The organism is Actinomycetota bacterium (assembly GCA_035540895.1).
Taxonomy (GTDB): Bacteria; Actinomycetota; JAICYB01; order JAICYB01; family JAICYB01; genus DATLFR01.
On the sequence record DATLFR010000056.1, the window covers coordinates 1 to 21,479 of the forward strand.

16 protein-coding genes and 1 pseudogene are annotated in these 21,479 nt (G+C 70.2%); 10 read left to right on the forward strand and 7 right to left on the reverse strand.

Going from position 1 to position 21,479, the window contains the following annotated elements; translation table 11 throughout:
• Positions 1–1,738: 1,738 nt before the first annotated feature.
• Positions 1,739–2,884, reverse strand: a complete 1,146-nt coding sequence (locus VM840_02870; GenBank protein HVL80519.1) for an integron integrase — start codon at positions 2,882–2,884, stop codon at positions 1,739–1,741.
• Positions 2,885–2,941: 57 nt separating this feature from the next.
• The gene (locus VM840_02875) at positions 2,942–4,060 is read right to left on the reverse strand and encodes a DUF4185 domain-containing protein (GenBank protein ID HVL80520.1); all 1,119 of its coding nucleotides are present in this window, start codon (positions 4,058–4,060) and stop codon (positions 2,942–2,944) included.
• A gap of 130 nt (positions 4,061–4,190) precedes the next feature.
• Here VM840_02875 and recA point away from each other — a divergent pair, with 130 nt between their 5' ends.
• Positions 4,191–5,231, forward strand: coding sequence for a recombinase RecA (gene recA, locus VM840_02880; GenBank protein HVL80521.1), 1,041 nt, complete (start codon positions 4,191–4,193; stop codon positions 5,229–5,231).
• A gap of 353 nt (positions 5,232–5,584) precedes the next feature.
• Positions 5,585–7,138 carry a ribonuclease Y gene (gene rny / locus VM840_02885; GenBank protein ID HVL80522.1) on the forward strand — a complete coding sequence of 518 codons (1,554 nt, stop codon included), beginning with the start codon at positions 5,585–5,587 and terminating at the stop codon, positions 7,136–7,138.
• 169 nt (positions 7,139–7,307) lie between these two features.
• Here the strand turns inward: rny and VM840_02890 are convergent.
• Positions 7,308–7,565 (reverse strand): annotated as a pseudogene (locus VM840_02890) (stage V sporulation protein S).
• A 290-nt stretch (positions 7,566–7,855) separates the two neighbouring features.
• Between VM840_02890 and VM840_02895 the strand changes: the two are divergent.
• Entirely contained in the window at positions 7,856–8,770 is a 915-nt protein-coding gene (locus VM840_02895; protein HVL80523.1) for a hypothetical protein, read from the forward strand.
• A gap of 74 nt (positions 8,771–8,844) precedes the next feature.
• Here VM840_02895 and VM840_02900 read toward each other — a convergent pair whose 3' ends face one another.
• Complete coding sequence (locus tag VM840_02900; protein ID HVL80524.1) at positions 8,845–10,371, reverse strand: hypothetical protein; 1,527 nt, start codon at positions 10,369–10,371, stop codon at positions 8,845–8,847.
• 220 nt (positions 10,372–10,591) lie between these two features.
• Between VM840_02900 and VM840_02905 the strand changes: the two genes are divergently transcribed.
• The 4 genes from VM840_02905 (at position 10,592) to VM840_02920 (ending at position 14,985) form a co-directional block, all read left to right on the forward strand.
• Positions 10,592–11,470, forward strand: a complete 879-nt coding sequence (locus tag VM840_02905) for a hypothetical protein (GenBank protein HVL80525.1) — start codon at positions 10,592–10,594, stop codon at positions 11,468–11,470.
• Positions 11,471–11,566: 96 nt separating this feature from the next.
• Positions 11,567–12,025, forward strand: a complete 459-nt coding sequence (locus VM840_02910; GenBank protein ID HVL80526.1) for an EVE domain-containing protein — start codon at positions 11,567–11,569, stop codon at positions 12,023–12,025.
• Positions 12,022–13,395 (forward strand): tRNA (N6-isopentenyl adenosine(37)-C2)-methylthiotransferase MiaB, encoded by a 1,374-nt coding sequence (miaB, locus tag VM840_02915; GenBank protein HVL80527.1) that lies wholly within the window; start codon positions 12,022–12,024, stop codon positions 13,393–13,395. Before VM840_02910 ends, miaB begins: the two co-directional genes overlap by 4 nt.
• Positions 13,396–14,985, forward strand: a complete 1,590-nt coding sequence (locus VM840_02920; protein HVL80528.1) for a long-chain fatty acid--CoA ligase — start codon at positions 13,396–13,398, stop codon at positions 14,983–14,985.
• 10 nt (positions 14,986–14,995) lie between these two features.
• On the opposite strand, the gene VM840_02925 is transcribed toward VM840_02920, so the two are convergent.
• Genes VM840_02925 through rfbC form a run of 3 tightly spaced genes read right to left on the reverse strand, consistent with a single transcriptional unit; the run spans position 14,996 to position 17,825 of the window.
• Positions 14,996–16,465, reverse strand: coding sequence for an AAA family ATPase (locus VM840_02925; GenBank protein ID HVL80529.1), 1,470 nt, complete (start codon positions 16,463–16,465; stop codon positions 14,996–14,998).
• 35 nt (positions 16,466–16,500) lie between these two features.
• Positions 16,501–17,292 carry a DUF2087 domain-containing protein gene (locus VM840_02930; protein ID HVL80530.1) on the reverse strand — a complete coding sequence of 264 codons (792 nt, stop codon included), beginning with the start codon at positions 17,290–17,292 and terminating at the stop codon, positions 16,501–16,503.
• The gene (gene rfbC, locus VM840_02935; GenBank protein HVL80531.1) at positions 17,289–17,825 is read right to left on the reverse strand and encodes a dTDP-4-dehydrorhamnose 3,5-epimerase; all 537 of its coding nucleotides are present in this window, start codon (positions 17,823–17,825) and stop codon (positions 17,289–17,291) included. The genes VM840_02930 and rfbC overlap by 4 nt, the downstream gene beginning before the upstream one ends.
• Positions 17,826–17,871: 46 nt before the next feature.
• Here rfbC and amrB point away from each other — a divergent pair, with 46 nt between their 5' ends.
• The 3 genes from amrB to VM840_02950 are packed head-to-tail and all read left to right on the forward strand — an operon-like array spanning position 17,872 to position 21,315.
• The gene (gene amrB / locus VM840_02940; GenBank protein HVL80532.1) at positions 17,872–18,765 is read left to right on the forward strand and encodes an AmmeMemoRadiSam system protein B; all 894 of its coding nucleotides are present in this window, start codon (positions 17,872–17,874) and stop codon (positions 18,763–18,765) included.
• Entirely contained in the window at positions 18,762–19,691 is a 930-nt protein-coding gene (gene miaA / locus VM840_02945; GenBank protein ID HVL80533.1) for a tRNA (adenosine(37)-N6)-dimethylallyltransferase MiaA, read from the forward strand. The genes amrB and miaA overlap by 4 nt, the downstream gene beginning before the upstream one ends.
• Before the next feature lie 7 nt (positions 19,692–19,698).
• Positions 19,699–21,315: an ABC-F family ATP-binding cassette domain-containing protein gene (locus tag VM840_02950; GenBank protein HVL80534.1), complete on the forward strand. Its 1,617-nt coding sequence runs from the start codon at positions 19,699–19,701 to the stop codon at positions 21,313–21,315.
• Positions 21,316–21,479 lie beyond the last annotated feature (164 nt).

Below are 21,479 nucleotides of genomic sequence, written 5' to 3' on the forward strand. Positions count from 1 at the left end.
GGGCTGCTGCGCTGGGACGTGGGAGGCGGCGGGTTCCTCCGGTTGCGCGGACCGTGCTGCTTTCGTGGCCGCTCGTGAACGCGTCGATCTGGACGGGGGGAGTGGTCGGGCTGTGGCCGCCCGCAGGTGTCAGGAGGGGCGCCGGAGTCGATGCTCTCCTCGTTGAAGGAGTTCAGGGCCGGCGTGAGTTCCGCCTATCGACTTGGCGTTTCAGCGGCCTCGATCCCGCCTCTCATGGCTGTCATCTTCGCACTTAGGTACCGGCGGGTCGAGGTCCGCTGCAAACGCGAGATAGGCGGGCTCGGACGCACCTGATGGGTGCACGTTGACGTTGGGGCGAACCGGGGCGGCCGCGAGGTGCGGCTGAGGGCGGATGCGCATGAACCGGCTGCTGCGCTGGAACGTGGAGGGGCGGGTTCCTCCGGTTGCGCGGAGCGTGCTGCTTTCGTGGCCGCTCGTTAACGCGTCGATCTGGACGAGGGGAGTGGTCAGGCCGTGGCGGCCCGTGGGAGTCGGGTGGGGCGCCGGAGACGATGCTCTCCTCGCTGAAGAGTAGGGAGCCGCGGTGAGTTCCGCCTATCGACACGGCGTTTCAGCCGCCACGGACCCGCCTCCCCGCTGGCGGCGAAACGGTCGCCCGTTAGGGCGGGCCGTGGACGGCTGCAAACGCGAGTTGGCCAGTAGGCTAGCCACGGTCAACTTCCCATGAGTGCTTCGACGCTCCATGTGACCAGCATCACCAAGACCATGAGAGCGACGATGATCAGGGCGAGCTGACGTAGGGAAAGACCTGTCTTCGGGCGGCTCCGCAGTCCTCGCGCGAACCGACCGAAGCCTTCGATCTGACCTTCGGGTGTCCATGGTTGATGGCGCAGCTCCCAGGAGGCGGACTGTTTCCTGGATGAACGTCTCGAGCTTCGAGTCATACCTCCCCCAATCTGGCCAACGACTTGGCGGCTCAGCAGCCACGCGGCCGCCTCACCGCCGGTACAGCATCCCACCGACGGCGACGGCGGGCCGTGTGGACTGCTGCAGCCGCGAGTTGGGCAGCAGCGTCAGATTGAGCACCGGCCTCCCCGGGTTCGACGGATGGCGATACCCACGACGAGGGCGCTGAGGATGATCGCTCCTCCGGCCACAGCGGCCAAAGGTGTGCTCGCCCTCGGAAGGACCACGACGACGAACGCGGCCAGCGCACTCGCTATGAGCCAAAGGTTCGAGCGGATCAGTGTCATCAACGCGCCCCCTTCGATCTGGTTACCCCCGTACTGTCTGCCCAACGACTTGGGCGCTCAGCCGCCGGTACGCCGCCTCTCATGACTTGAGGGTACCGCTGGGCGTGACGGCGGCGTTCGGTCGGCTGCAGCGCCGAGTTGGGCTGCGAGCCCGGGATCACTCCCTGGAGTCTCCTCGGTACAAGCGTGCTGCGAGGTTGTCTCCCCCAAGAAGGAGCAGTACGCCGACAATCACGGCCACGAGCCTTGTTAGTGCCGGACCGGCGTCGATGTGCCCGCCTGACTCCCACAGCTGATTGAAGAGCGCTAATGCGGATGTCACTGCGAGATAGAGCCCTATGGCGCGGGCCAGGACACCAAACGCGCTTCGTGAAGACATGCTCCCTCCCCCTCAGTCAGCCCAACTCCTATCTAGGCCGCCGCGGGGGGCGGCTCCCGACCAGTCTAAGCCTCCCACCGTGCGGGCTCCCGCTTGAACGAGGCCATCGCCATCTGCCATGGCGTCACTTGGGCCTCCCGTACTCGCGCGGGGTTATGCCGCGGGGGTGGACCGCATAAGACGCGGCAGGTGGCGGAGCCTCCGGAGCCGCATAAGACGCTTCCGGCTTCCCATGGACCGGGACCGCATGAGCCTCCGACTGGGAGACGCTCCCGAGGTTCTGGAGCTTGTCCAGCGGGCTCAGCACCCCTCGGCCCCCGCGGTTGAGGACGTGGGTGTAGATCATCGTCGTCCGGACGTCGCGGTGTCCGAGCAGCTCCTGGACGGTCCGGATGTCGTAACCGTCCTCGAGCAGGTGGGTGGCGAAGGAGTGCCGGAAGGCGTGGGTCGTGACGCGCTTGGGGAGGTCGGCCGCGAGGGCGGCCTCCCTGACCGCCTTCTGCACGACCGACTCGTGGAGGTGGTGGCGGTGCCTCCTCCCCGTCTCCCGGTCCGTGTAGTGGGCGCGCGCGGGGAAGACCCACTGCCAAGCCCATTCCCGCGCCGCCCCGCCGTACTTGCGTGCGAGCGCGTTCGGGAGCGGCGCCTCCCCCAAGCCCCTCGCGAGGTCCGTCTCGTGCTGGCGTCGGACGCGGCCGAGATGCTCGCGCAGCGCGTCGTGGATGCTGGCGGGCAGCGTGGTTACCCGGTCGTTCCCGCCCTTGCCGTCACGGATCACGAGCTCTCGGCGGGCGAAGTCGAGGTCCTTGACGCGCACCGAGAGTGCCTCGGTCACGCGGGCTCCCGACCCGTACTGCAGCATCGCCACCAACCTCGCGACCCCGCGCATCCGGGACAGGACCGCTGCCACCTCGTCTCGCGTCAGGACGACCGGGAGCCTCTTCCCCTTTGAAGCCCGCAGCAGCCCGTCCACACGCTCGAGCGGCTGCGCCAGCACCTTCCTGTAGAGGAAGAGGATCGCCGCGAGCGCCTGGTTCTGCGTTGAGGGGGCGACGTTGCGTCGGACCGCGAGCTCGGACAGGAACGCGTTCACCTCCTCCTCGCCGAGCTCGAGCGGGTGGCGCCCGTCGAAGTGGTGGAGGAACCTTCGGACCCACGCGATGTAGGCGTCCTGCGTTCGCGGGCTGTAGTTGCGTCCTCGCAGCACCTCGACCATCCGGTCGTAGAGCAGGGGAGCCGGACGATCGGGGTGCAGACCCAGCGGAGGCACAGCGGTCCCTTCCGTCAGGGGGAAGGCCTGGGGACCGTACCAGCCGGGGACGACGTCCTAGAGCGGAGGGCCGCCCGGCGGGTGGGGCACGACCTTGAACCGGGGCCGGTAGACGTGCACGTCCCCGTACAGCTCGGCGGAGCTGGTGCTGTTCATGTTGTACGTGACGACGGTGGAGGTCTCGGTGGCCAGGTGGGGGTGCTCGTGGGCGTTGTAGGTGATCCTCGACCCGTTCACGGGGTCGTGGGGGAAGTCGGTGGTGCGGAAGAGCAGGGTCTTGTTCGTCCAGGGCCCCCACGGGTCCGGCGCCGTGTAGGCGTAGATCTCGGGGAGGATGCCGGTGTCCTGGGCGACGAGACGGTAGCCGGTGCGTGTCCGGACGACGCTGACCTCCCCGGACACCCTGTCCAGGATGCGCGCGGACGCCAAGGCATCGGTCGTCCAGCCTCTGCCGGTCCAGTACTCCCAGGGCCCCTCGAGGAGGCGTCCGGACGGCACCCGCGCCACGTGCAGGTGCTTGGCTAGCGGGGGTTCGTCCGACCCGTAGACGTAGGTGTAGGCCTCGGTCTCGAGGATGCCGATGCCCCAGTTGATGGGGGAGCCGCACTGCAGGCACGGGATGTAGGCGCCGGGGGAGGGGGAGATCTTCTCGAGGCGCAGGTCGGGGAGGGTGAATGTGGCCACGTCGTTCGCGACCTGCTGGAAGGTGACGCCGAGGATGGCGAAGCGGTTCACGAACACGTGGAGCCGGTCGCCCTCGACCGTTCCGTCCGCCACCCAGTAGGACCCCAGGCGGTCGTTGCCCTCGGTCGGGATCAGCGACATGGGGCGCCCGTTGTTGTCGCCGTGCAGGGTGGTGAGCGCTTCGCCGTCCTGGACGACGAACGAGTTGTGGATCATCGGCGTGAAGTTGCTGCGTCCGTGGTTGGGCTCGACCTGCCCCAGGAAGGTGTCGGAGAACATCCAGACCACGCGGCCGTCGGGGAGGGGGACGGAGTAGGTGGAGTCGCCCCCCGTCCAGCCGACGCCGGAGTCGCCGTAGCGATGGAAGACGTCGGCGAGGGGATGGTCGGCGACGGCCGGCGCACCCTGGGCGCGGGCGGGCGCGTAGGGCAGCAGGAGGAGAGCCAGGACGGCCAGGATGGGACGCATCGACCTCACGCCCAGGGTTTCCACGCGCCGGCCCATGTTCCTTGTGTCGAACACGCGTTCGCTCTAGGGTCGTGTCGGCACCGGTGACTACGGTTCTTGCACAGACCTTCCCCAGTGCTTCCCCAGGCAGGTCCGACGAGGAGGACGAACGAGGATGGACAGAGAGAAGGCCCTGCAGATGGCCCTCGGCCAGATAGAGAAGCAGTACGGCAAGGGAGCCGTCATGCGCCTGGGGGACAACGCCCACGCGATGCACATCGAGGCGATCCCGACCGGCTCCCTGGCGCTGGACATCGCTCTCGGCGTCGGCGGGCTCCCGCGGGGGAGGATCATCGAGCTGTACGGACCGGAGAGCTCGGGGAAGACGACGGTCGCGCTCCAGGTGATCGCCGAGGCGCAGGCGGCAGGCGGGGTGGCGGCGTTCATCGACGCCGAGCATGCCCTCGACCCCACCTACGCCGGCAACATCGGGGTGGACATCGACTCCCTGCTCGTCTCCCAGCCGGACACGGGGGAGCAGGCGTTGGAGATCGCGGACATGCTGATCCGCTCGAACGCCATCGACGTCCTGGTCGTCGACTCGGTGGCGGCGCTCGTGCCCCGGGCGGAGATCGAGGGCGAGATGGGGGACACCCACGTCGGCCTGCAGGCCAGGCTGATGTCCCAGGCGATGCGGAAGCTGACCGCGTCGGTCTCCAAGTCCAAGACGTGCGTGATCTTCATCAACCAGATCCGTGAGAAGGTCGGCGTGATGTTCGGGAGCCCCGAGGTGACCCCGGGTGGACGCGCCCTGAAGTTCTACTCGTCGGTGCGTCTCGACGTCCGGCGGATCGAGTCCCTGAAGGACGGGGCCGAGGTGGTCGGCAACCGGGTCCGGGCCAAGGTGGTGAAGAACAAGGTGGCGCCGCCCTTCCGCACCTGCGAGTTCGACATCGTGTTCGGCAAGGGGATCTCGAAGGAGGGGTCGCTCCTCGACGTCGCGGTCGAGAAGGGCGTGGTCAAGAAGTCGGGAGCGTGGTTCACCTTCGACGGCGAGCAGCTCGGGCAGGGTCGCGAGAACGCGAAGGCGTTCCTCGGCGAGAACGTCGAGCTCGCCCGGCGCATCGAGATGCTCGTGAAGGCCGAGCTGAACCCCAACGGGCAGCTCCCGCCGCCTCCCGCCCTCGAGGACTCCCTGGAACCGGTCGAGGTCTAGCGGCGGTCTCTGAGGCCGGGCCCCCAGGAGGGGGGCCCGGCCTCGCTGTCCGCAGCAGGACGACCACGGAGAGTGGATAGTCCTTGCCGGGCCGCGCAGCCCTCTCGTAGACTGTCGGGGAGCGCAGGGCGCTCGGGACAGCCCAAACCACGAGATCAGTCGGAACCACGAAGAGACCGAACGACCCGACATGGTGGCGGAACGAGCAGCGAAACCGCAGGTCAGAAGCGACCTGTCGCATCCAGGCTCTATGTGTTCGTGACATCGCGCGCTCGTTCCTAGGCTCTCCCGGACCCCGTCTGCTCCGCACGCGGTAGCGCGTGCGATGAGACGCATGAAGGGAGGGAGCCGGGATGGAGATCATCCTCGGCATGATCATCGCCCTCCTCGTCGGTGCCGGCGCCGGCGCTCTCGTGACGAGGGTCGCAGCCCAACGTCGCGAGAGCTCTGCGCAGCACCGGGCCACCGAGCTGATCCGACAAGCCGAGGCGGATGCCGAGAAGCGGTCGACGGAGACCCTGGCTTCCGCACAGCAGCGCGCCGACGACCTGCGGCGACAGGCGGAGCGGGAGGTTGCCGTCCTGCGGGCCGAGGTCGAGAGGCGCGAGAAGTCGGTCGCCGGGATCGAGGAGGCCGTCGAGTCGAGGGCAGCGACGCTCGACCGGCGGGAGCAGAAGCTGGAGGAGCGCGAGCGGGTGTTGCTGCAGAAGGAGAGCGACCTCGACCGTGCCAAGGAGGAGATCGCTCAGCACGCCGACCGCCACCGCAAGGCGCTCGAACGGGTGGCCGGGCTGTCCGTCGCGGACGCGAAGGCGCAGCTCATCGCGGAGATCGAGGACGAGGCGAAGCGTGACGCGCTGGCTCTCGTCCGCGACTTCGAGACGCGGGCCCGGGAGGAGGCCGATCGACGGGCGCGCAAGATCGTCGTGACGGCGATCCAGCGGGTCGGGTCCGAGCAGGCCCAGGAGGCATCCGTCTCGGTCCTTCAGCTGCCGTCCGAGGACATGAAGGGCCGGATCATCGGGCGCGAGGGGCGCAACATCCGTCACTTCGAGCAGGTCACGGGCGTGAACCTCATCATCGACGACACGCCGGAGGCCGTCCTGCTCTCCTGCTTCGACCCGGTGCGGAGGGAGGCGGCCCGGATAACCCTCGAGGCCCTAGTGGCCGACGGCCGGATCCATCCGGCCCGTATCGAGGAGCAGTACGAGAGGGCCCGGGCCCAGATCGAGCAGGAGATCAAGTCCGCCGGTGAGGAGGCGATCCTCGAGGTAGGCCTGACGAACGTGCACCCTGAGCTCGTCCGGGCCCTTGGGCGGCTGAAGTACCGCTACAGCTACGGTCAGAACGTGCTCCGGCACGTGATCGAGGCTTCCCACGTGGCCGGGATGATCGCCGCCGAGCTGGGCTCGGACGTGAAGCTCGCGAAGCGGTGCACCCTGTTCCACGACATCGGCAAGGCGGTCGCCCACGAGGTCGAGGGCTCCCACGCCTTCGTGGGGGCCGAGCTGGCCCGCCGCCTGGGGGAGTCGGCCCAGGTATGCCACGCGATCGAGGCGCACCACGGCGAGATCGAGATGCGGACCCTCGAGGCGGTGATCTGCCAGGCGGCCGACGCCATCTCGGGCGGCCGTCCGGGAGCGCGGCGGGAGTCGTTCGAGGCCTACGTGAAGCGGCTCGAGCGCCTCGAGGAGATCGCCAAGGGGTTCAAGGGGGTCGAGAAGGTCTACGCGATGCAGGCGGGCCGGGAGGTCCGGGTCATGGTCGCCCCCGGCGACGTGGACGACGTCGCCGCCCAGGTCATGGCGCGCGAGATCGCCAAGAAGATCGAGGAGGAGCTGCAGTACCCGGGCCAGATCCGGGTCGTGGTCCTCCGGGAGATTCGGTCGGTGGAGTACGCCCGGTAGTTACCGAGTGTCCACGATCGGATGACCCCATCGGGCCCGCCTGTACGGCGGGTCCGATGCGTTAGGGGGCGTCTTCGAGGGGAGCCGGCTCCCGGGTGGCGCGGTCCACCTCGACGTCCTCGATGGGGCGGCTCTCAGCCGTGGCCTCGTCGGGGGAGACGGTGGCTCGGCGGTCGTGGACGGCGAGGCGGATCGCCGTCCTCAGCTCCCCGTCGATGTAGACCTCGGCGAACGAGGGCACGCAGACCAGCTCGATGTCGTCGGGGGCCAGGAAGGTCCGGGCGATCGCCACCGCCTTTATGGCCTGGTTCAGGGCGCCCGCCCCGATGACCTGCAGCTCGGCCGCCCCGTCGTTGCGCACGACGTTGGCGATCGCCCCTGCCGTGCTGTTCGGGTTCGACTGCGATGACACCCTGAAGAGTTCCATGACACCTCGTGTGCGAGCGGCCCCCGTCGAGCCGAAACGTTCGCCGGGTACGGGCCGAATCCTCCCCCCACGGGCCGGGGCTCAACCAGGTTGTATCCGACCCTGCGCCCGAGCGCCACGAACCGGGGGCCGGGCCGGGTCCGGACCCCCCCGACGGGCCACGCGCCCCTGGGCCGTTTCAGCCGGTGATGGTCACCCGAGGAGGGTCCATCAGGGGGTTCGCTCCTCGGACACCGCACATGTGGTGCGGGACCGGGCGATCGGTACTAGCCGTAGGAGGAGGAACCGATATGTCTCTGGGGTTGATGGAATCCGTCGCTTCGCGCGACGTCTCCATGGGTGGGGGTGCTTCGACCAGAGGTTTCTGGACGAAGCGCAAGCGCAGTGCAACGTCCCTGATGGCGGCCATCGCCCTCTTGGCTGGTATCGCCGTCGCTTACAAGCTGTTCGACAAGACGATCCCGAACAACGTGGTCCGGGACGCGTCGTCGTTCGGCTACACGCTGGAGGCCCAGGATGTCGCGGCCGGAGAGTCCGCCTACCGGGCGGTCACCGGGTCGGGCGACCAGGTGATCTTCCGTCAGAGCCTGGCCTCGTGCCCGCCGCTCGACGCGAGCGACCCGTGCCAGGTCAGCACCTACCCGGGTGACTCGCGCCGGACCAACGTGAAGATCACGAACACGCAGGACCCAGCCAAGGACGCCGGGTTCGAGGTGTACGTGGCTCCCGGGACGATCGTGGTCGAGCGCTGGGTTCCGCCCACAGGTACAGCTACGAGCGGCACGTACCAGGTGGTCCCGACCACCGACGCCGATTGGGGCCGCTACGTCGGCTACTGGAAGCTCGGTGTCGACAAGCAGCTGCTCTACCAGGTCCCCGTGACCAACGGTGAGTACGTGAACAGCCCGACGGCGAACGCGAGCTACGGGACGGCCTGCGCCCCGACGGACCTGCGCGGTCTGACGAGCCAGAGCGCCTGCAAGCTGGGCACGATCCGCGGCAAGGGCACGACCGGCGCGTCGGTCGGGACGATGTCCTCGGCCCACTCACGCGACATCAGGCACTACCGGTTCAACATGTCCGAGGAGGACGACGGCAGCGACCAGTCCAGGTTCAAGGGTTGGAGGATCCGGTTCTCGCTGGTCTTCGTGGCGAGGGTCCCGGCGGAGGCGGAGTCCGGCCGGTACTCAGCGGTCCCCAACTAGACGAAGAGCTACCCCGAGTAGCCCCTCAACCCCAGCCGACGGCGCCCCTCCCCGGGGCGCCGTCCGCTGTTGTCCTAGACCGGGACGATCGTGAAGCGGACGGTGTTGGAGCCGTCCGGCTGGCGGTCCTCCAGGTTCGTGGCGTCGTCCTGTGCCCGGGCGACGAGCTCCCACTCACCCGGCCCGAGGTAGTTCTGGGTGCTGTGGATGTTCAGCGACCAGACCCCCGTGGACGCGTTGGGCCGGACGGTCACGTACTTCGTCCCGCCCAGGTCCAAACTCGTGAACGCGAGCTGCACGGTCGTGGCGCGTCCCAGGGCGTCCGTCGAGCGTCCCTCGAACGTGTTGTTGCACTCCACGTTCGAGAAGAGGGCCCCGTCGCCGTCGAGGATGTCGGGGTACCAGATGTAGCGGCAGCGGATCAGGGCGCCCTCGGTGGGGGTCGTGATCTGCGATCTGGGCGGCGTACGGTCCAGGAGGGACCTGGCCGTGCCGCTCGCCGAGGCGGTCTCGGTCGCGGCCGTCACCGTGGCCACGACCCGAGCATCGGCGAGGGTCCGGACATCGGCGTAGAAGACCACGTCCTGGTCTCGGGCGGCCGTCATCGCCGGGAGCTTGTCGGGCGGGGTGGCGGGCTTCCCGTCGCTGTCCACCTCGGCCCAGCCGGCAACGGATCTCGATCCGTCGCTCACGGTCACGGACAGGGTCGCCTCGGGAGACGGTCCGACATGCGTGACCGAGATCGGCACGCGGGAGAGGTCGTCGGGGCTCACCGTGCAGCAGTCGGCGTGGAGGTACCCGTCGCCGTCCTCGATCACGATCCTGGGCCGGGCGACCTCCACGTCTTCGGACGGGAGCTTCAGGACGTAGGAGGAGTAGAGCCCCGGCTCCTGCGTGTTCTTGGCCAGGTCGCGGGCGAAGGCCAGGACCCGCAGTCGTCCGTCGGCGAAGCGGGTGGCGTCGAGGGACGCCTCCCAGGTCCCGTCCGGGCGGGTCTGGACCGTCTCGCGCAGCTCCGCGGTGGCCGGGTCCTCGTCGTCGAGGCGGAGGAGGGTCCACCCTGGCTCGTCGTTGCGCCCCGACACGTGGGCCGTGTAGGTCGGTGCGGACGGCTCGGCGTCCTCTTCGACGGGGTCGGGCAGCAGGACCCCGTCCGCGGCCGCGATCGCGACCTCCAGGGTGCTGGGGTAGACGAGGTCGACGATGCTCGTGTCCGAGCCCGTGCCGGCCCCGATCTGCTCGCAGGCGGCCCCGAACCTGGCCTGAGCCTCGATCGGACCGTCGGTGAACCTGGCCAGCTGGGCAGCGAGGAAGACGTGACGCCACATCCCCTGGGTCGTGTCAGGCCTCACGCAGACCCAGTCGGTGGCCGCGCTGGGGGTCTCCCCGGGGGGCTGGGCCAACCGCACCGAGACGGTCTCGGCGGCCGGACGCCCCGACCCGTACACCATCACGCGCGTGTTCATCTCGGACCACCCGAGGTGGTCGTCGCCGCCGTCGTCGATCGCCACGGAGTTCGCGATCTGAGCGGAGGCGGGGGAGGACGTCAGCCCGGAGGCGACGAGCAGAGCCACTAGTACGAGCTGCAGCGAGCGCGACATGAGCTACCCCTTGCTTGAGCACACCTGACCTACCGTCCCCACCGTTCGTCGCCGGGCTCCTGGTTCCTGCCTCACCCCCCCGACGGATGGGCCCCCTCCAGGGCGTTGTACCGCGTGACAGCAGCAACTGGACCCAGCCCCGGGCCACGGCCCGCGGGATGGTCCATGGGACAGGAGGAGCACAGTGGAGACGCGGCTAGCGCAGAGGAGCCTCAGCGACATGGCTATGCGAGGCGGCGCTGCTACCACACGGGGGTTCTGGACGAAGCGCCGGCGGAGCGCGGCGTCGCTCGTGGCGATCATCGGGCTGGTGAGCGGGATCGCCATCGCATACAAGCTGTTCGACAAGACGATCCCGAACAACGTCGTCCGGGACGCGTCCTCGTTCAACTACGTGATCACGGCGAAGGACGTGGCGGCACGCGAGACCTCGTTCCGCCCCACGGACGGGGCCGAGGATCGCGTGATCTTCCGGCGGACGCTCGCCACCAGCGCGTGCGGGCACACCGCCACCTCGGAGGAGTGCCAGGTGAACACCTACCCGGGTGACGCCCGGCGGACGGACGTGATCATCACGAACGTCAACTCCCCGGCCAAGTCCGCCTCGTGGTCGGTGTACGTGCCGCCGTCGAGCGTCCAGGTGCACAGCTGGAACAAGGCGACCAACGTGTACACGCCGGTCACGGCGGGGACCGCCGACTACAACACCTTCCTCAACTTCTGGACCCTGCGGGTGCACAAGCAGACGTACTACAACCTGCCGCAGGGCCGAGACGACTACGAGAACAACCCCGACTCCGACGACAGCTACGCCCAGACCTGCTCCGGGCGGCTGAACGAGTTCGCGTCGCCCCAGAGCGCCTGCGAGCTCGGGGTCATCCGGTCGGCCGGGACGATGGGCGGCACGAGCTCTCCGCTCCCGTTCTTCCCGGCGCGTCGGACCGACGACCGTCAGTACAGGTTCTTCATGGCGGAGGAGGACAACGGCACCGACCAGTCCAGGTTCCAGGGCTGGCGGGTCACCTTCTCGATGGTCTTCATCGCCCAGGTGCCCGGCAAGGCCGAGAACGGACGGCTCAGCGGCTACCCGGTCCCGTAAGGAGTAGAAGAGCTACCCCCCAAGTAGCCCCTCAACCCCAGTGAAGCGGCGCCCTCCCCGGGCGCCGCTTCGCTTTGGGGCTACGATTGACCGGCCATGGCCTACTGGCTCCTGAAGTCCGAGCCGGACGCCTACTCGATCGACGACCTCGAACGTGACGGGGTCGCGTGCTGGGACGGGGTCCGCAGCTTCCAGGCGCGCAACAACCTGCGCGCGATGGAGGTGGGCGACCGCGCCTTCTTCTACCACTCGTCCTGCGACCCTCCGGGGGTGGCCGGGGTCTGCGAGGTCGTGAGGGAGGCCTACCCCGACCACACCGCGTGGGAGCCTGGCTCCCGATACCACGACCCCCGGTCCACGCCCGAGGAACCCCTGTGGTTCATGCCGGACGTGGCCTTCGTCGAGCGATTCCCGCGCTATGTGACCCTGGCCGAGCTGCGCGGGGTCCCGGAACTGGAGGAGATGGTGCTGCTGCGCCGGGGGATGAGGCTGTCCGTGCAGCCGGTCACGGAGGCGGAGTGGAAGGTGATCTGCGACCTGGGGAGGACGCCGTGAGCCGGGTCCGGCTCCCCGTCGCCGCCGGCGGGCCGGCGCCCGCTCCGGCACCGGACCGCGGCCGCCGCTACTTCCTTCAGTCGTTCGGCTGCCAGATGAACGAGCACGACGCAGAGCGGATGGCGGGCCTGATGGAGGTGGCCGGGTACAACCGCGTCGAACGCGCCGAGGACGCGCACGTCGCCATCTTCAACACCTGCGCGATCCGGGAGAACGCCGACAACCGCCTCTACGGACATCTCGGACGCCTGCGCCCGGTGAAGGACCGCACGGGGATCCGCATCGCCGTCGGCGGCTGCCAGGCCGAGAAGGACCGCGAGGCCATCCTGGACCGGGCCCCCTGGGTCGACGTCGTATTCGGGACCCGCAACATCGACCGGCTCCCGGCGCTGCTCGCCACCGTCGAGGAGGCCGGGGTCCCGATCGTGGAGCTCGCCGAGTCGTTCGAGGTCTTCCCGTCGGCCCTGCCCGCCCGGCGGGGGTCGGCCTTCCACGCCTGGGTGGCGATCCAGTACGGGTGCAACAACTCGTGCACCTTCTGCATCGTCCCCCACGTGCGCGGCGCCGAGATCTCCCGGCCCGTGGGCGAGATCGTGGGAGAGGTGCGACGCCTGAGCGAGCAGGGCATCACCGAGATCTCCCTGCTCGGGCAGAACGTCAACTCCTACGGGCGCGACCTGACCGGGCGCCCGATCTTCTCCACGCTGCTGCGCGAGCTGGACTCGGTCGAGGGCATCCGACGCATCCGGTTCACCTCCCCTCACCCGAAGGACTTCAAGGAGGACACGGCCCGGGCCATGGCCGAGTGTCCGTCGGTCTGTGAGCACCTGCACTTCCCGCTGCAGTCCGGGTCCGACGCCGTCCTGCGGCGCATGAAGCGCGCCTACTCGCGCGCCACCTACCTCGAGAAGGTGGCGATGGCCCGGGAGGTCGTGCCCGGTCTCGCGCTCACGACCGACATCATCGTCGGCTTCCCCGGGGAGACCGGGGAGGAGTTCGAGGACACGCTCTCGCTGGTCGAGGAGGTCCGGTACGACTCCGCCTACATGTTCCAGTACTCGTCGCGGCCCCACACGGCGGCGGCCGAGATGGACGGGCAGCTCCCCAGGGAGGTGGTCGGGGAGAGGTTCGACCGGCTGCTCGCCCTCCAGGAGCGGATCTCGCTCGAACTGAACGAGAGGGAGGTGGGCTGCGTGGTGGAGGTGACCGTGGAGAGCGAACGGTCCAAGCGCGACGCCGCCCGGGCCACAGGCCGCACCCGCACGAACAAGCTCGTGCACCTCGATGCGCAGGGGCTGCGTTCCGGGGACGTGGTGCACGCGCGCGTCACGGGAGCCCGGACGCACTACCTGCTCGCCTCCCCCGCGTAGATGGACGGGCTCGTCATGGACACCCCGCTGCTCCTGTGGGGGTTCATCGAGCGGGCCCGCCGTCTCTACCCGGAGCGGACCGTCGTCTCCCGCACCCGGACCGGCACCGACCGGGTGACGTACGCGGAGCTCGCCCACCGCTCGAAGCGCCTCGCCGCCGCCCTCCGGTCGCTGGGCATCGAGGGGGGCGACCGCGTCGCTACCTTCGCCTGGAACCACCACCGCCACCTCGAGGCCTACACGGCCATCCCGGGGATGGGCGCCGTCTGCCACACGCTGAACGTGCGGCTGTTCGCCGACCAGCTCGCCTACATCGTCCGGCACGCCGAGGACCGGGTCGTGCTGATCGACGCGGAGCTGGTGGACATGTGGCTCCCGTTCGCCGACCGGGTCCCGTCCGTGGAGGCCTACGTGGTGATGGGGGAGGGCGGGGAGGCCCTGCGGGAGACCGGTCTCCCCGTCCACGACTACGAGGAGCTCCTGGCAGGTGCGGACCCGATCGGGGAGTGGCCCACCTTCCCCGAGAGCCGGGCCGCCTTCATGTGCTACACGTCCGGCACGACGGGGGACCCGAAGGGGGTCGTCCATTCTCATCGCGCGATGTACCTGCACACGCTCGTGCACGGGTTGACCGACGTGCACGGGATACGGGAGGCGGACGTGGTGATGCCGATCGTCCCGATGTTCCACGCCAACGCCTGGGGGATCCCCCTCTCGGCGACGATGGTGGGCGCTTCGATGGTGCTGCCCGGTCCGGCCCCCAGCCCCAGCGACATCGTGCACCTCATGAGGGAGGAAGAGGTGACGTTCGCCGCCGCCGTCCCGACCGTGTGGCAGGGGGTCCTGGAGGTGGCCACCCCCGACGACCTGCGGTCGCTCCGGCGGATCGGGTGCGGGGGCTCGGCCGTCCCGCCGGCGATGATCTCCGCCTACGAGGAACGCTTCGGGGTCCCGATCCAGCAGGGGTACGGGATGACCGAGACGGGACCGCTCGCGTCGCGAGCCCACGTGAAATCCCACCTGGAGCGGACGCTGCCGCCCCCCGAGCTGCTGGAGCTCCGGGCCAGCCAGGGGCTCCTCGTGCCCGGTCTCGACATGCGGGTCGTCGACCACGCGGGGGCCGAGGTTCCGTGGGACGGACGCACGCCGGGTGAGATCCGGCTGCGCGGGCCGTGGATCGCGTCGGGCTACTACGGGGAGGAGCCGTTCCCGGACGGCTGGCTGCACACGGGAGACGTCGCGGTGGTGCATCCCGAGGGCTACATACGGATAGTCGACCGGACGAAGGACCTCGTGAAGTCGGGCGGGGAGTGGATCAGCTCCGTCGAGCTCGAGAACACGATCATGGCGCACCCGGACGTGGCCGAGGCAGCCGTGGTCGGCGTGCCGCACCCCCGGTGGCAGGAGCGTCCGGTCGCGTTCGTGGTGGCGCGTCCGGGGGCCGCCCTGTCCGAGGAGGGGGTCCTGGACCACCTCCGTCCCCGTGTGGCCCGCTGGTGGCTGCCCGACCGCGTCGAGTTCGTATCCGAGATCCCGAAGACGAGCGTCGGCAAGTTCGACAAGAAGACGCTGCGGGCCCGCCTGTCCTGAGGCTCGTCCCTCACGCGCCGGCGGGAACGGCGCGCTCGGCTCCCCACGCTCGCAGGGCGGCCACGTCCTCCGCTCGCGCCCTCGAGAGGGGGACGGTGCGGGCGAGCTCCTCCGCGATCGCCTCGGTCGTCAGGTCGGTTCCCTCCGCGTACGCCCGATAGAGAGCGGCCACCACCGCGGCCTCGAGCTCGGCGCCTGAGAACCCGTCCGCAGACCCGGCGAGCGCGGCCAGGTCGAGGCGGTCCGGATCCCGCTTCCGCTTCGATACGTGGAGCCGCAGGATCTGCTCGCGTTCCGCGGCGGTGGGGAGGTCGACGAAGAAGATCTCGTCGAAGCGCCCCTTGCGCGTGAACTCGGGCGGGAGGGCAGCCACGTCGTTGGCGGTAGCGACGACGAAGATCCCGTCTGGACGGTCCTGCATCCACCGCAGGAACGTGGCCCGGACCCTCTCGCTGACCCCGGAGTCGGCTCGTCCGCCGGCGGCGAACCCCTTCTCGATCTCGTCCACCCACAGCACGGCGGGCGCCATGGCCTCGGCGCTGCGCAGCGCGGAGGCGAGGCGTTGCTCCGACTCGCCGATGTAGGGCCCGTAGAGCCGTCCGGGGTCGAGCAGGAGCAGAGGGAGGCCCCACGTGCGCGCCAGCGTCTTCGCCACGAACGACTTCCCGCACCCCGGGACCCCCGTGAGCAGGACCCCACGCGGAGGGTCGAGCCCGAACCCCCGCGCCTCCGGCTCCAGGGCGCGCCCGCGCAGCGACAGCCAGGACTTCAGCCCCTCGAGCCCGCCCACCTCGTCCAGCGTGCCCGCGTCCGCCTCGATCAGCTCGAGGATGCCGTCCCCCGCGAAGAGCTCCGCCTTCCGGGACGGCATCGTGCGGAGGTCCGCGTCGTCGACCGACCCGTCCAGGGCGGCGCGTTGGATCAGGTGCTCGGCTTCCCCCGTGGAGAGCCCCCGCAGGGAGCGGACCAGCCCTTCGACTCCCGCCTCGTCGATACGGACCTCGACCCCCCGGGCGCCGAGGTCCTGCAGGGTGCGACGGACGAGGTCGGTCAGCTCCTGGGGGCCCGGGGGCCGCAGCTCCCAGCTCAGGGCCACCCCCCTGAGGTCCTGCGGGATGGGAGCCTCTGCGCTGGTCACCACGAAGGTCCTGCCGGCGGTCCCCTCCTGGGAGAGCTCCTTCAGCTTGCGTACGGCGGCCGGCTCTCCGAGGGCGTGGTGGGCGTCGCACAGGACGAACAGCACGGGAGCCGGCACCCCCTCGGCGAACCCGAGCGCCCCAGCCAGCTCCCGGGTGTTCGGCTGCGCGCGGTTCCCGTCCCGGGCGAGACCTCGGGCCGCGGACCATGTCCAGACCGGGAGCCGCAGCGCCTGGGCCTCGCTGCGCAGCATGGACATCAGACGCGGCTCGTCGGGCGCCTTCGCGAAGATCAGCGGGTGCCGGGAGACGAGCAGGGCCCGGAGGTCGGCCGCGTTGTCCACGCCTGTGAGTATGCGCGAGGCAGAGGGGGCCGGACTCAGCCGTCCGTGCGGCGGTAGATCCCCGACTCCCGGGCGAGCAGTCCCTCGTCGACCATGTAGCGGCGAAGGGCGGCGAAGTCCGGGTGCCGGACCCGCAGCACCTCGTTCAGCTCCTTCTCGGGGTACTCCCGTCCGGGCGCGATGTCGTCGAGGAGGCGACGCAGGACGAGCAGGCGCTTCGTGTGGTTCGAGGGGATCTCGACCAGGACGTCGCCTTCGAAGAACCGCTCGAGCACCCGCTCATCGTCGTCGGCCGGAGGCGGGGGCTTCGGGATGGCCCTCGCGATGGCCCGGAACGCGTCCCGGTCGAGGGCCCGCTCGCCCGCGTCCATCTGGCGCAGTACGTCCACCACGCCTTCGTCGGCCCCCCCGGCGATGAGCTTCTCCATCACGATCCTGTGTCGAGCGGGTGCCGGGAGCGCCCAGGTGTCCCGGAGCTTCTGTTCACGTTCGACGAGGGCCCGGCTGCGCACATGGGCGCGTCGATGGACCCCCGACGCGGAGAACCTCGGCGACGGCACGTGCACCGGAGCGGTGAGCTGCTGCTCGAGGCCGCGGCGCCTAGGGTTCGTGTCTGGGTCGCCGAGCAGGGCGAGGAGGTCGAGATCGGGTGCTGCCACGGCCTCCCGGACACGCAGGCAGTACGGAGCGGAGCCCCCGAGCCGGGTCGCGACCTCCTCAGCCTCGAGGTCGTGGTCGTCGAGGATCAGCCGACCGTCGGCCCAGGTCAGCCGGTGACGGGCCCCCGAGCAGTCCACCTCCACGGTCAGCGGAGGGAGGGGCGTCACGCGGGAATCAGGTCGGGTGGGATCTCCGCGAGCTTCGGGTTCTGCTTGTCGCGATCCGAGAGCAGGGGGTCGGGAAGGGGCCAGGCGATCGCGGCCGTCGGGTCGTCCCAGGCCAGCCCCCTCTCGTCGCTCGCGTCGTAATAGTTGTCGACGAGGTAGGTCAGGGTGGCATCGGTGAGGGCCTGGAAGCCGTGGGCGATCCCGGGTGGGATGTACACGCCCAGCTCGGCTCCCTCCCCGATCTCCAGCGTCTGGCTCACGCCGCGACTGGGCGACGAGGCCCGCAGATCGTGCATCGCGACGAGGATGCGGCCGGCGGGCGCGTACCAGTAGTCGGCCTGGCGCAGGTGGTAGTGCAGCCCGCGCAGGACGCCGCGCCGCGAGTCGGAGCGGTTCCCCTGCACCATGGCCGGCGCGTCGCCCAGCCACTCCTGCCGGAAGGTCTCGACGAACCGCCCCCGCTCGTCGGCGTGGGAGGCGAGCTCGACGATCAGGACGCCGTCGATCAGGTCGCTTCGTCGCACCTGGGCCACCCGCTTATCCTAGTGAACGTCCGGTTCGCTCACGCCAGGAGGGCGCGTGGCTCTGACGTACGGGTGCATCGTGCCCCATTCCCCGAACCTCGTGCCCGAGGTGAGCGATCGGGCGCGCGCAGCCGCCGGGACGCGGGAGGCGATGGGGGAGCTCGGCATGAACCTGGGCGTGCGACGGCCCCGGACCTGCGTGATCATCTCCCCGCACAGCCCGTTCCTCGCCGAGGCGTTCGGGGTGTGGGAGGCGGAGCGGCTGCGAGGCTCGATGGCGCGCTTCCAGGCTCCCGAGGTGCAGATCGAGCTGGCCACTGACCGCGAGCTCGCCGAGGCCATCGTCGACGTGGCCAGCCGGATGGAGCTGCCGGTCGGGAGGATGGAGGAGGACTGGCAGCTGGACCGCGGGATCACCGTCCCTGCGCTGTACCTGTTCAACGACGAGATGAAGGTCGTCCCCGTGGCCACCTCCATGCTCGGGTGGGACGAGCACTGGCTCTTCGGGACGGCTGTGGCCAAGGCCGCCGAGCTCACCGGGGCGGAGGTGGCCATAGTCGCCTCCTGCAACCTGTCCCACCGGGTGGCTCCCGACTCGCCGCACGGCTACCACCAGAAGGGACGCGAGTTCGACTCCCGGGTCAGGGGGGCGATCGAGCGGGGCCGGCTCGCCGAGCTGTTGGACATCCCTCACGACATCGTCCGGGAGGCCTCCGAGTGCGGCATGATCCCCATGCTGGTCCTCGGCGGAGCTTTCGACGGCCGTTCGGTCTCCGGGAAGATCCTGTCCTACGAGCACCCCTTCGGTATCGGGTACCTGGTCGCGGAGATCTCGCTGGCCGAGGGGGACCCCGAGCCCAGCCGGATGCGGGCGGGAGCCGAGGTCGGGGTATCGATGAGCGAGGGGCTCAGCCGGGACGACGCCGAGCGCCTGCTCGGTTCCTGGTGACGAGACCCCCCCTAGCCGCGCTCGTAGGACCGACCGCCGCCGGGAAGTCCCGCATGGGGGTCGAGGTCGCGCTGGCCCTCGGCCGATGCGAGATCGTCTCCTGCGACTCGATGGGCGTGTACCGCCACCTCGATATAGCGGCCGACAAGCCCTCGGGGGACGACCGCCGGGGCGTGCCGCACCACCTGTTCGACGTGGCCGAGCCTACCGAGGACATGACGGCCGTCCGCTACCGGACCCTCGCCCGCGCGGCCGTGGACGGGATCGTCGCTAGGAGGAGGCTCCCACTACTCGTGGGGGGGTCGGGCCTGTGGTTCCGCGCCGTGACCGAGGACCTCGAGTTCGCTCCCACCGACCCGCGGGTCCGGGCGCGTCTCTCCGAGGAGGACCCCGCCGTGCTCTGGGAACGCCTCGTCGCCGCCGACCCCGACGCCGCCGCCCGGATCGACCCCCGCAACCCGCGGCGGATCGTGAGGGCCGTGGAGATCCTCGAGCTCACGGGGGCTCCACCCAGCGAGCTGCGCCGCACGTGGGAGACGTTCCAGGGTCCCTACGACCTGAAGGTCGTGGCGCTCACGTGGGAGCGGGGGGTGCTCCTGGAGCGCGCCCGGGAACGCGTGCACGCGGAGCTCGCCGCGGGCCTGCTCGACGAGGTCAGGCGGGTGGCGCGCGACCACGGGATCTCCAGGACGGCGCGCCAGGCTCTCGGGGTGAAGGAGATGCTCGAGCACATCGAGGGCCGGCTCTCCCTCGAGGAGGCGACCGAGCTCCTCGTGCGCAACACGAAGGCGTTCGTCCGTCGTCAGATCTCGTGGTTCAGGTCCGACCCGCGCGTCGAGTGGATCGACGCGAGCGCCCTCGGGTGGGACGGCGCCCGGACGGCCATCGTGGAGCGCTTCCGGCCCCTGCTCGACGTGGTTGGATAGGCATCCCATGTCGGGCACGCTGTCCGTTCGCGGCATCCACATGTCATTCGGCTCCCACGTCGTCCTGAACGACGTGTCGCTGACGGTCGCGCCCGGCTCCCGGATCGGTGTGGTCGGTCCGAACGGATCGGGCAAGACCACGCTCCTGCGCATCTGCGCCGGGTTGCTCGATCCGGAAGCCGGCACGGTCACCCGGTCCCCGGAGACGATGAACGTGGGCTGGCTGCCACAGGAGCCCGACGCGCGCCCGGGGGAGACCCTGCTCGCCTACCTGGCCAGGCGCACGGGGGTGGCCGACGCCGAGGCCGAGGTGGACCGCCTGGCCGACGCGATGGCCGACGACCCGGACGCGGTCGCCGGGTACACCGCCGCGTTGGACCGCTACGTCACGCTGGGCGGCGACGACCTCCCGAGGCGGGCGGAGGAGGTCGGGGGATCGCTCGGCCTGTCCGGACGGCTCGACCAGCCGATGGACACGCTGTCCGGCGGGCAGAGGGCTCGCGCCGCCCTGGCCGCCATCCTCCTCTCGCGTTTCGACGTCCTGCTCCTCGACGAGCCCACGAACGACCTCGACTTCGCCGGTCTCGAGCGACTGGAGGCCTTCTGCGCGTCCGCCGCGGCCGGCATCGCCGTCGTCTCCCACGACCGCGCCTTCCTCGACCGCGTCGTCTCGGAGGTCGTGGAGCTCGACGACCACTCGCGCACGGCGACGACCTACTCGGGTGGGTTCGAGAGCTACCTCGAGCTGAAGGAGGTGGCCCGTCGCCACGCCTTCGAGGCCTGGGAGAGGAACGCGTCCGAACGCAGCGACCTCGAGGAGCGGGCGAGACGTGTCCGGGCCTGGTCGCGGAAGGGTGTCGCGCGGGCCAAGCGCGACCTGCGGTCGGGAGACGAGCCCGACAAGCACATCAGGACGGCCCGCACCTCCTCGAGCGAGAAGATCGCGGCGAAGGCGAGGTCGCTCGACCGCCGCCTCGAGCGGATGGATGTCGTGGCCAAGCCGTGGGAGCCGTGGGACCTGCGGATGACGCTCGAGCCCGGCAAGCGCTCCGGCGACGTCGCCGGACGGCTCTCGGGGGCGGTCATCCGTCGTGGGTCCTTCCTCCTCGGGCCGATCGACGTGGAGGTCCGATCCGGTGAGCGGGTGGCCGTCCTCGGTCCGAACGGAGCGGGCAAGACGACGCTGCTGGGAGCGCTGCTCGGCCGCGTCCCCCTCGAGTCGGGAGAGAGGTACCTCGGACCCTCGGTCGTCGTCGGGGAGATGTCGCAGGAGCGCAGCGTCTTCTCCGGTCCGGAACGGCTGATCGACCGGTTCACCGAGCAGACGGGGTTGCTCGCCGAGGAGGCCCGCACGCTCCTGGCCAAGTTCGGGCTCCAGACCGACGAGGTCCTGCGCGAGTGCGGGTCGCTCTCGCCGGGGGAGCGCACGCGGGCCGTCCTGGCCGCCCTCATGGCAGGGGGGACGAACCTGCTCGTCCTCGACGAGCCGACGAACCATCTCGACCTGCCGGCGATCACGGAGCTCGAGCGCGCTCTCGACACCTACACGGGGACGCTCCTGCTCGTCACCCACGACAGGCGGCTGCTCTCGCAGGTGCGGATCGACCGGCGGATCGAGCTCTAGATCCGGACCCGGGGGTCCATGCGCAGGGCTCGCCGGTTGCGGCGGGCCAGCCGGGGGACCGCCCGGACCGTCCACCAGATCGCGGCTCCCGCCCGGACGACCCCCATCCCCGCGTCCCCGATCCCGCGGCGCAGGACCGTCACCCGCCCGAACCCCCGCGTCAC

Coding starts and splice junctions, on each gene's coding strand:
- VM840_02950 (HVL80534.1), top strand. CDS start 19,699: ATGTCGGGCACGCTGTCCGTTCGCGGCATCCACATGTCATTCGGCTCC.
- VM840_02920 (HVL80528.1), top strand. CDS start 13,396: ATGGACGGGCTCGTCATGGACACCCCGCTGCTCCTGTGGGGGTTCATC.
- VM840_02900 (HVL80524.1), bottom strand. CDS start 10,371: ATGTCGCGCTCGCTGCAGCTCGTACTAGTGGCTCTGCTCGTCGCCTCC.
- rny (HVL80522.1), top strand. CDS start 5,585: ATGGAGATCATCCTCGGCATGATCATCGCCCTCCTCGTCGGTGCCGGC.
- VM840_02895 (HVL80523.1), top strand. CDS start 7,856: ATGTCTCTGGGGTTGATGGAATCCGTCGCTTCGCGCGACGTCTCCATG.
- VM840_02905 (HVL80525.1), top strand. CDS start 10,592: ATGGCTATGCGAGGCGGCGCTGCTACCACACGGGGGTTCTGGACGAAG.
- VM840_02910 (HVL80526.1), top strand. CDS start 11,567: ATGGCCTACTGGCTCCTGAAGTCCGAGCCGGACGCCTACTCGATCGAC.
- recA (HVL80521.1), top strand. CDS start 4,191: ATGGACAGAGAGAAGGCCCTGCAGATGGCCCTCGGCCAGATAGAGAAG.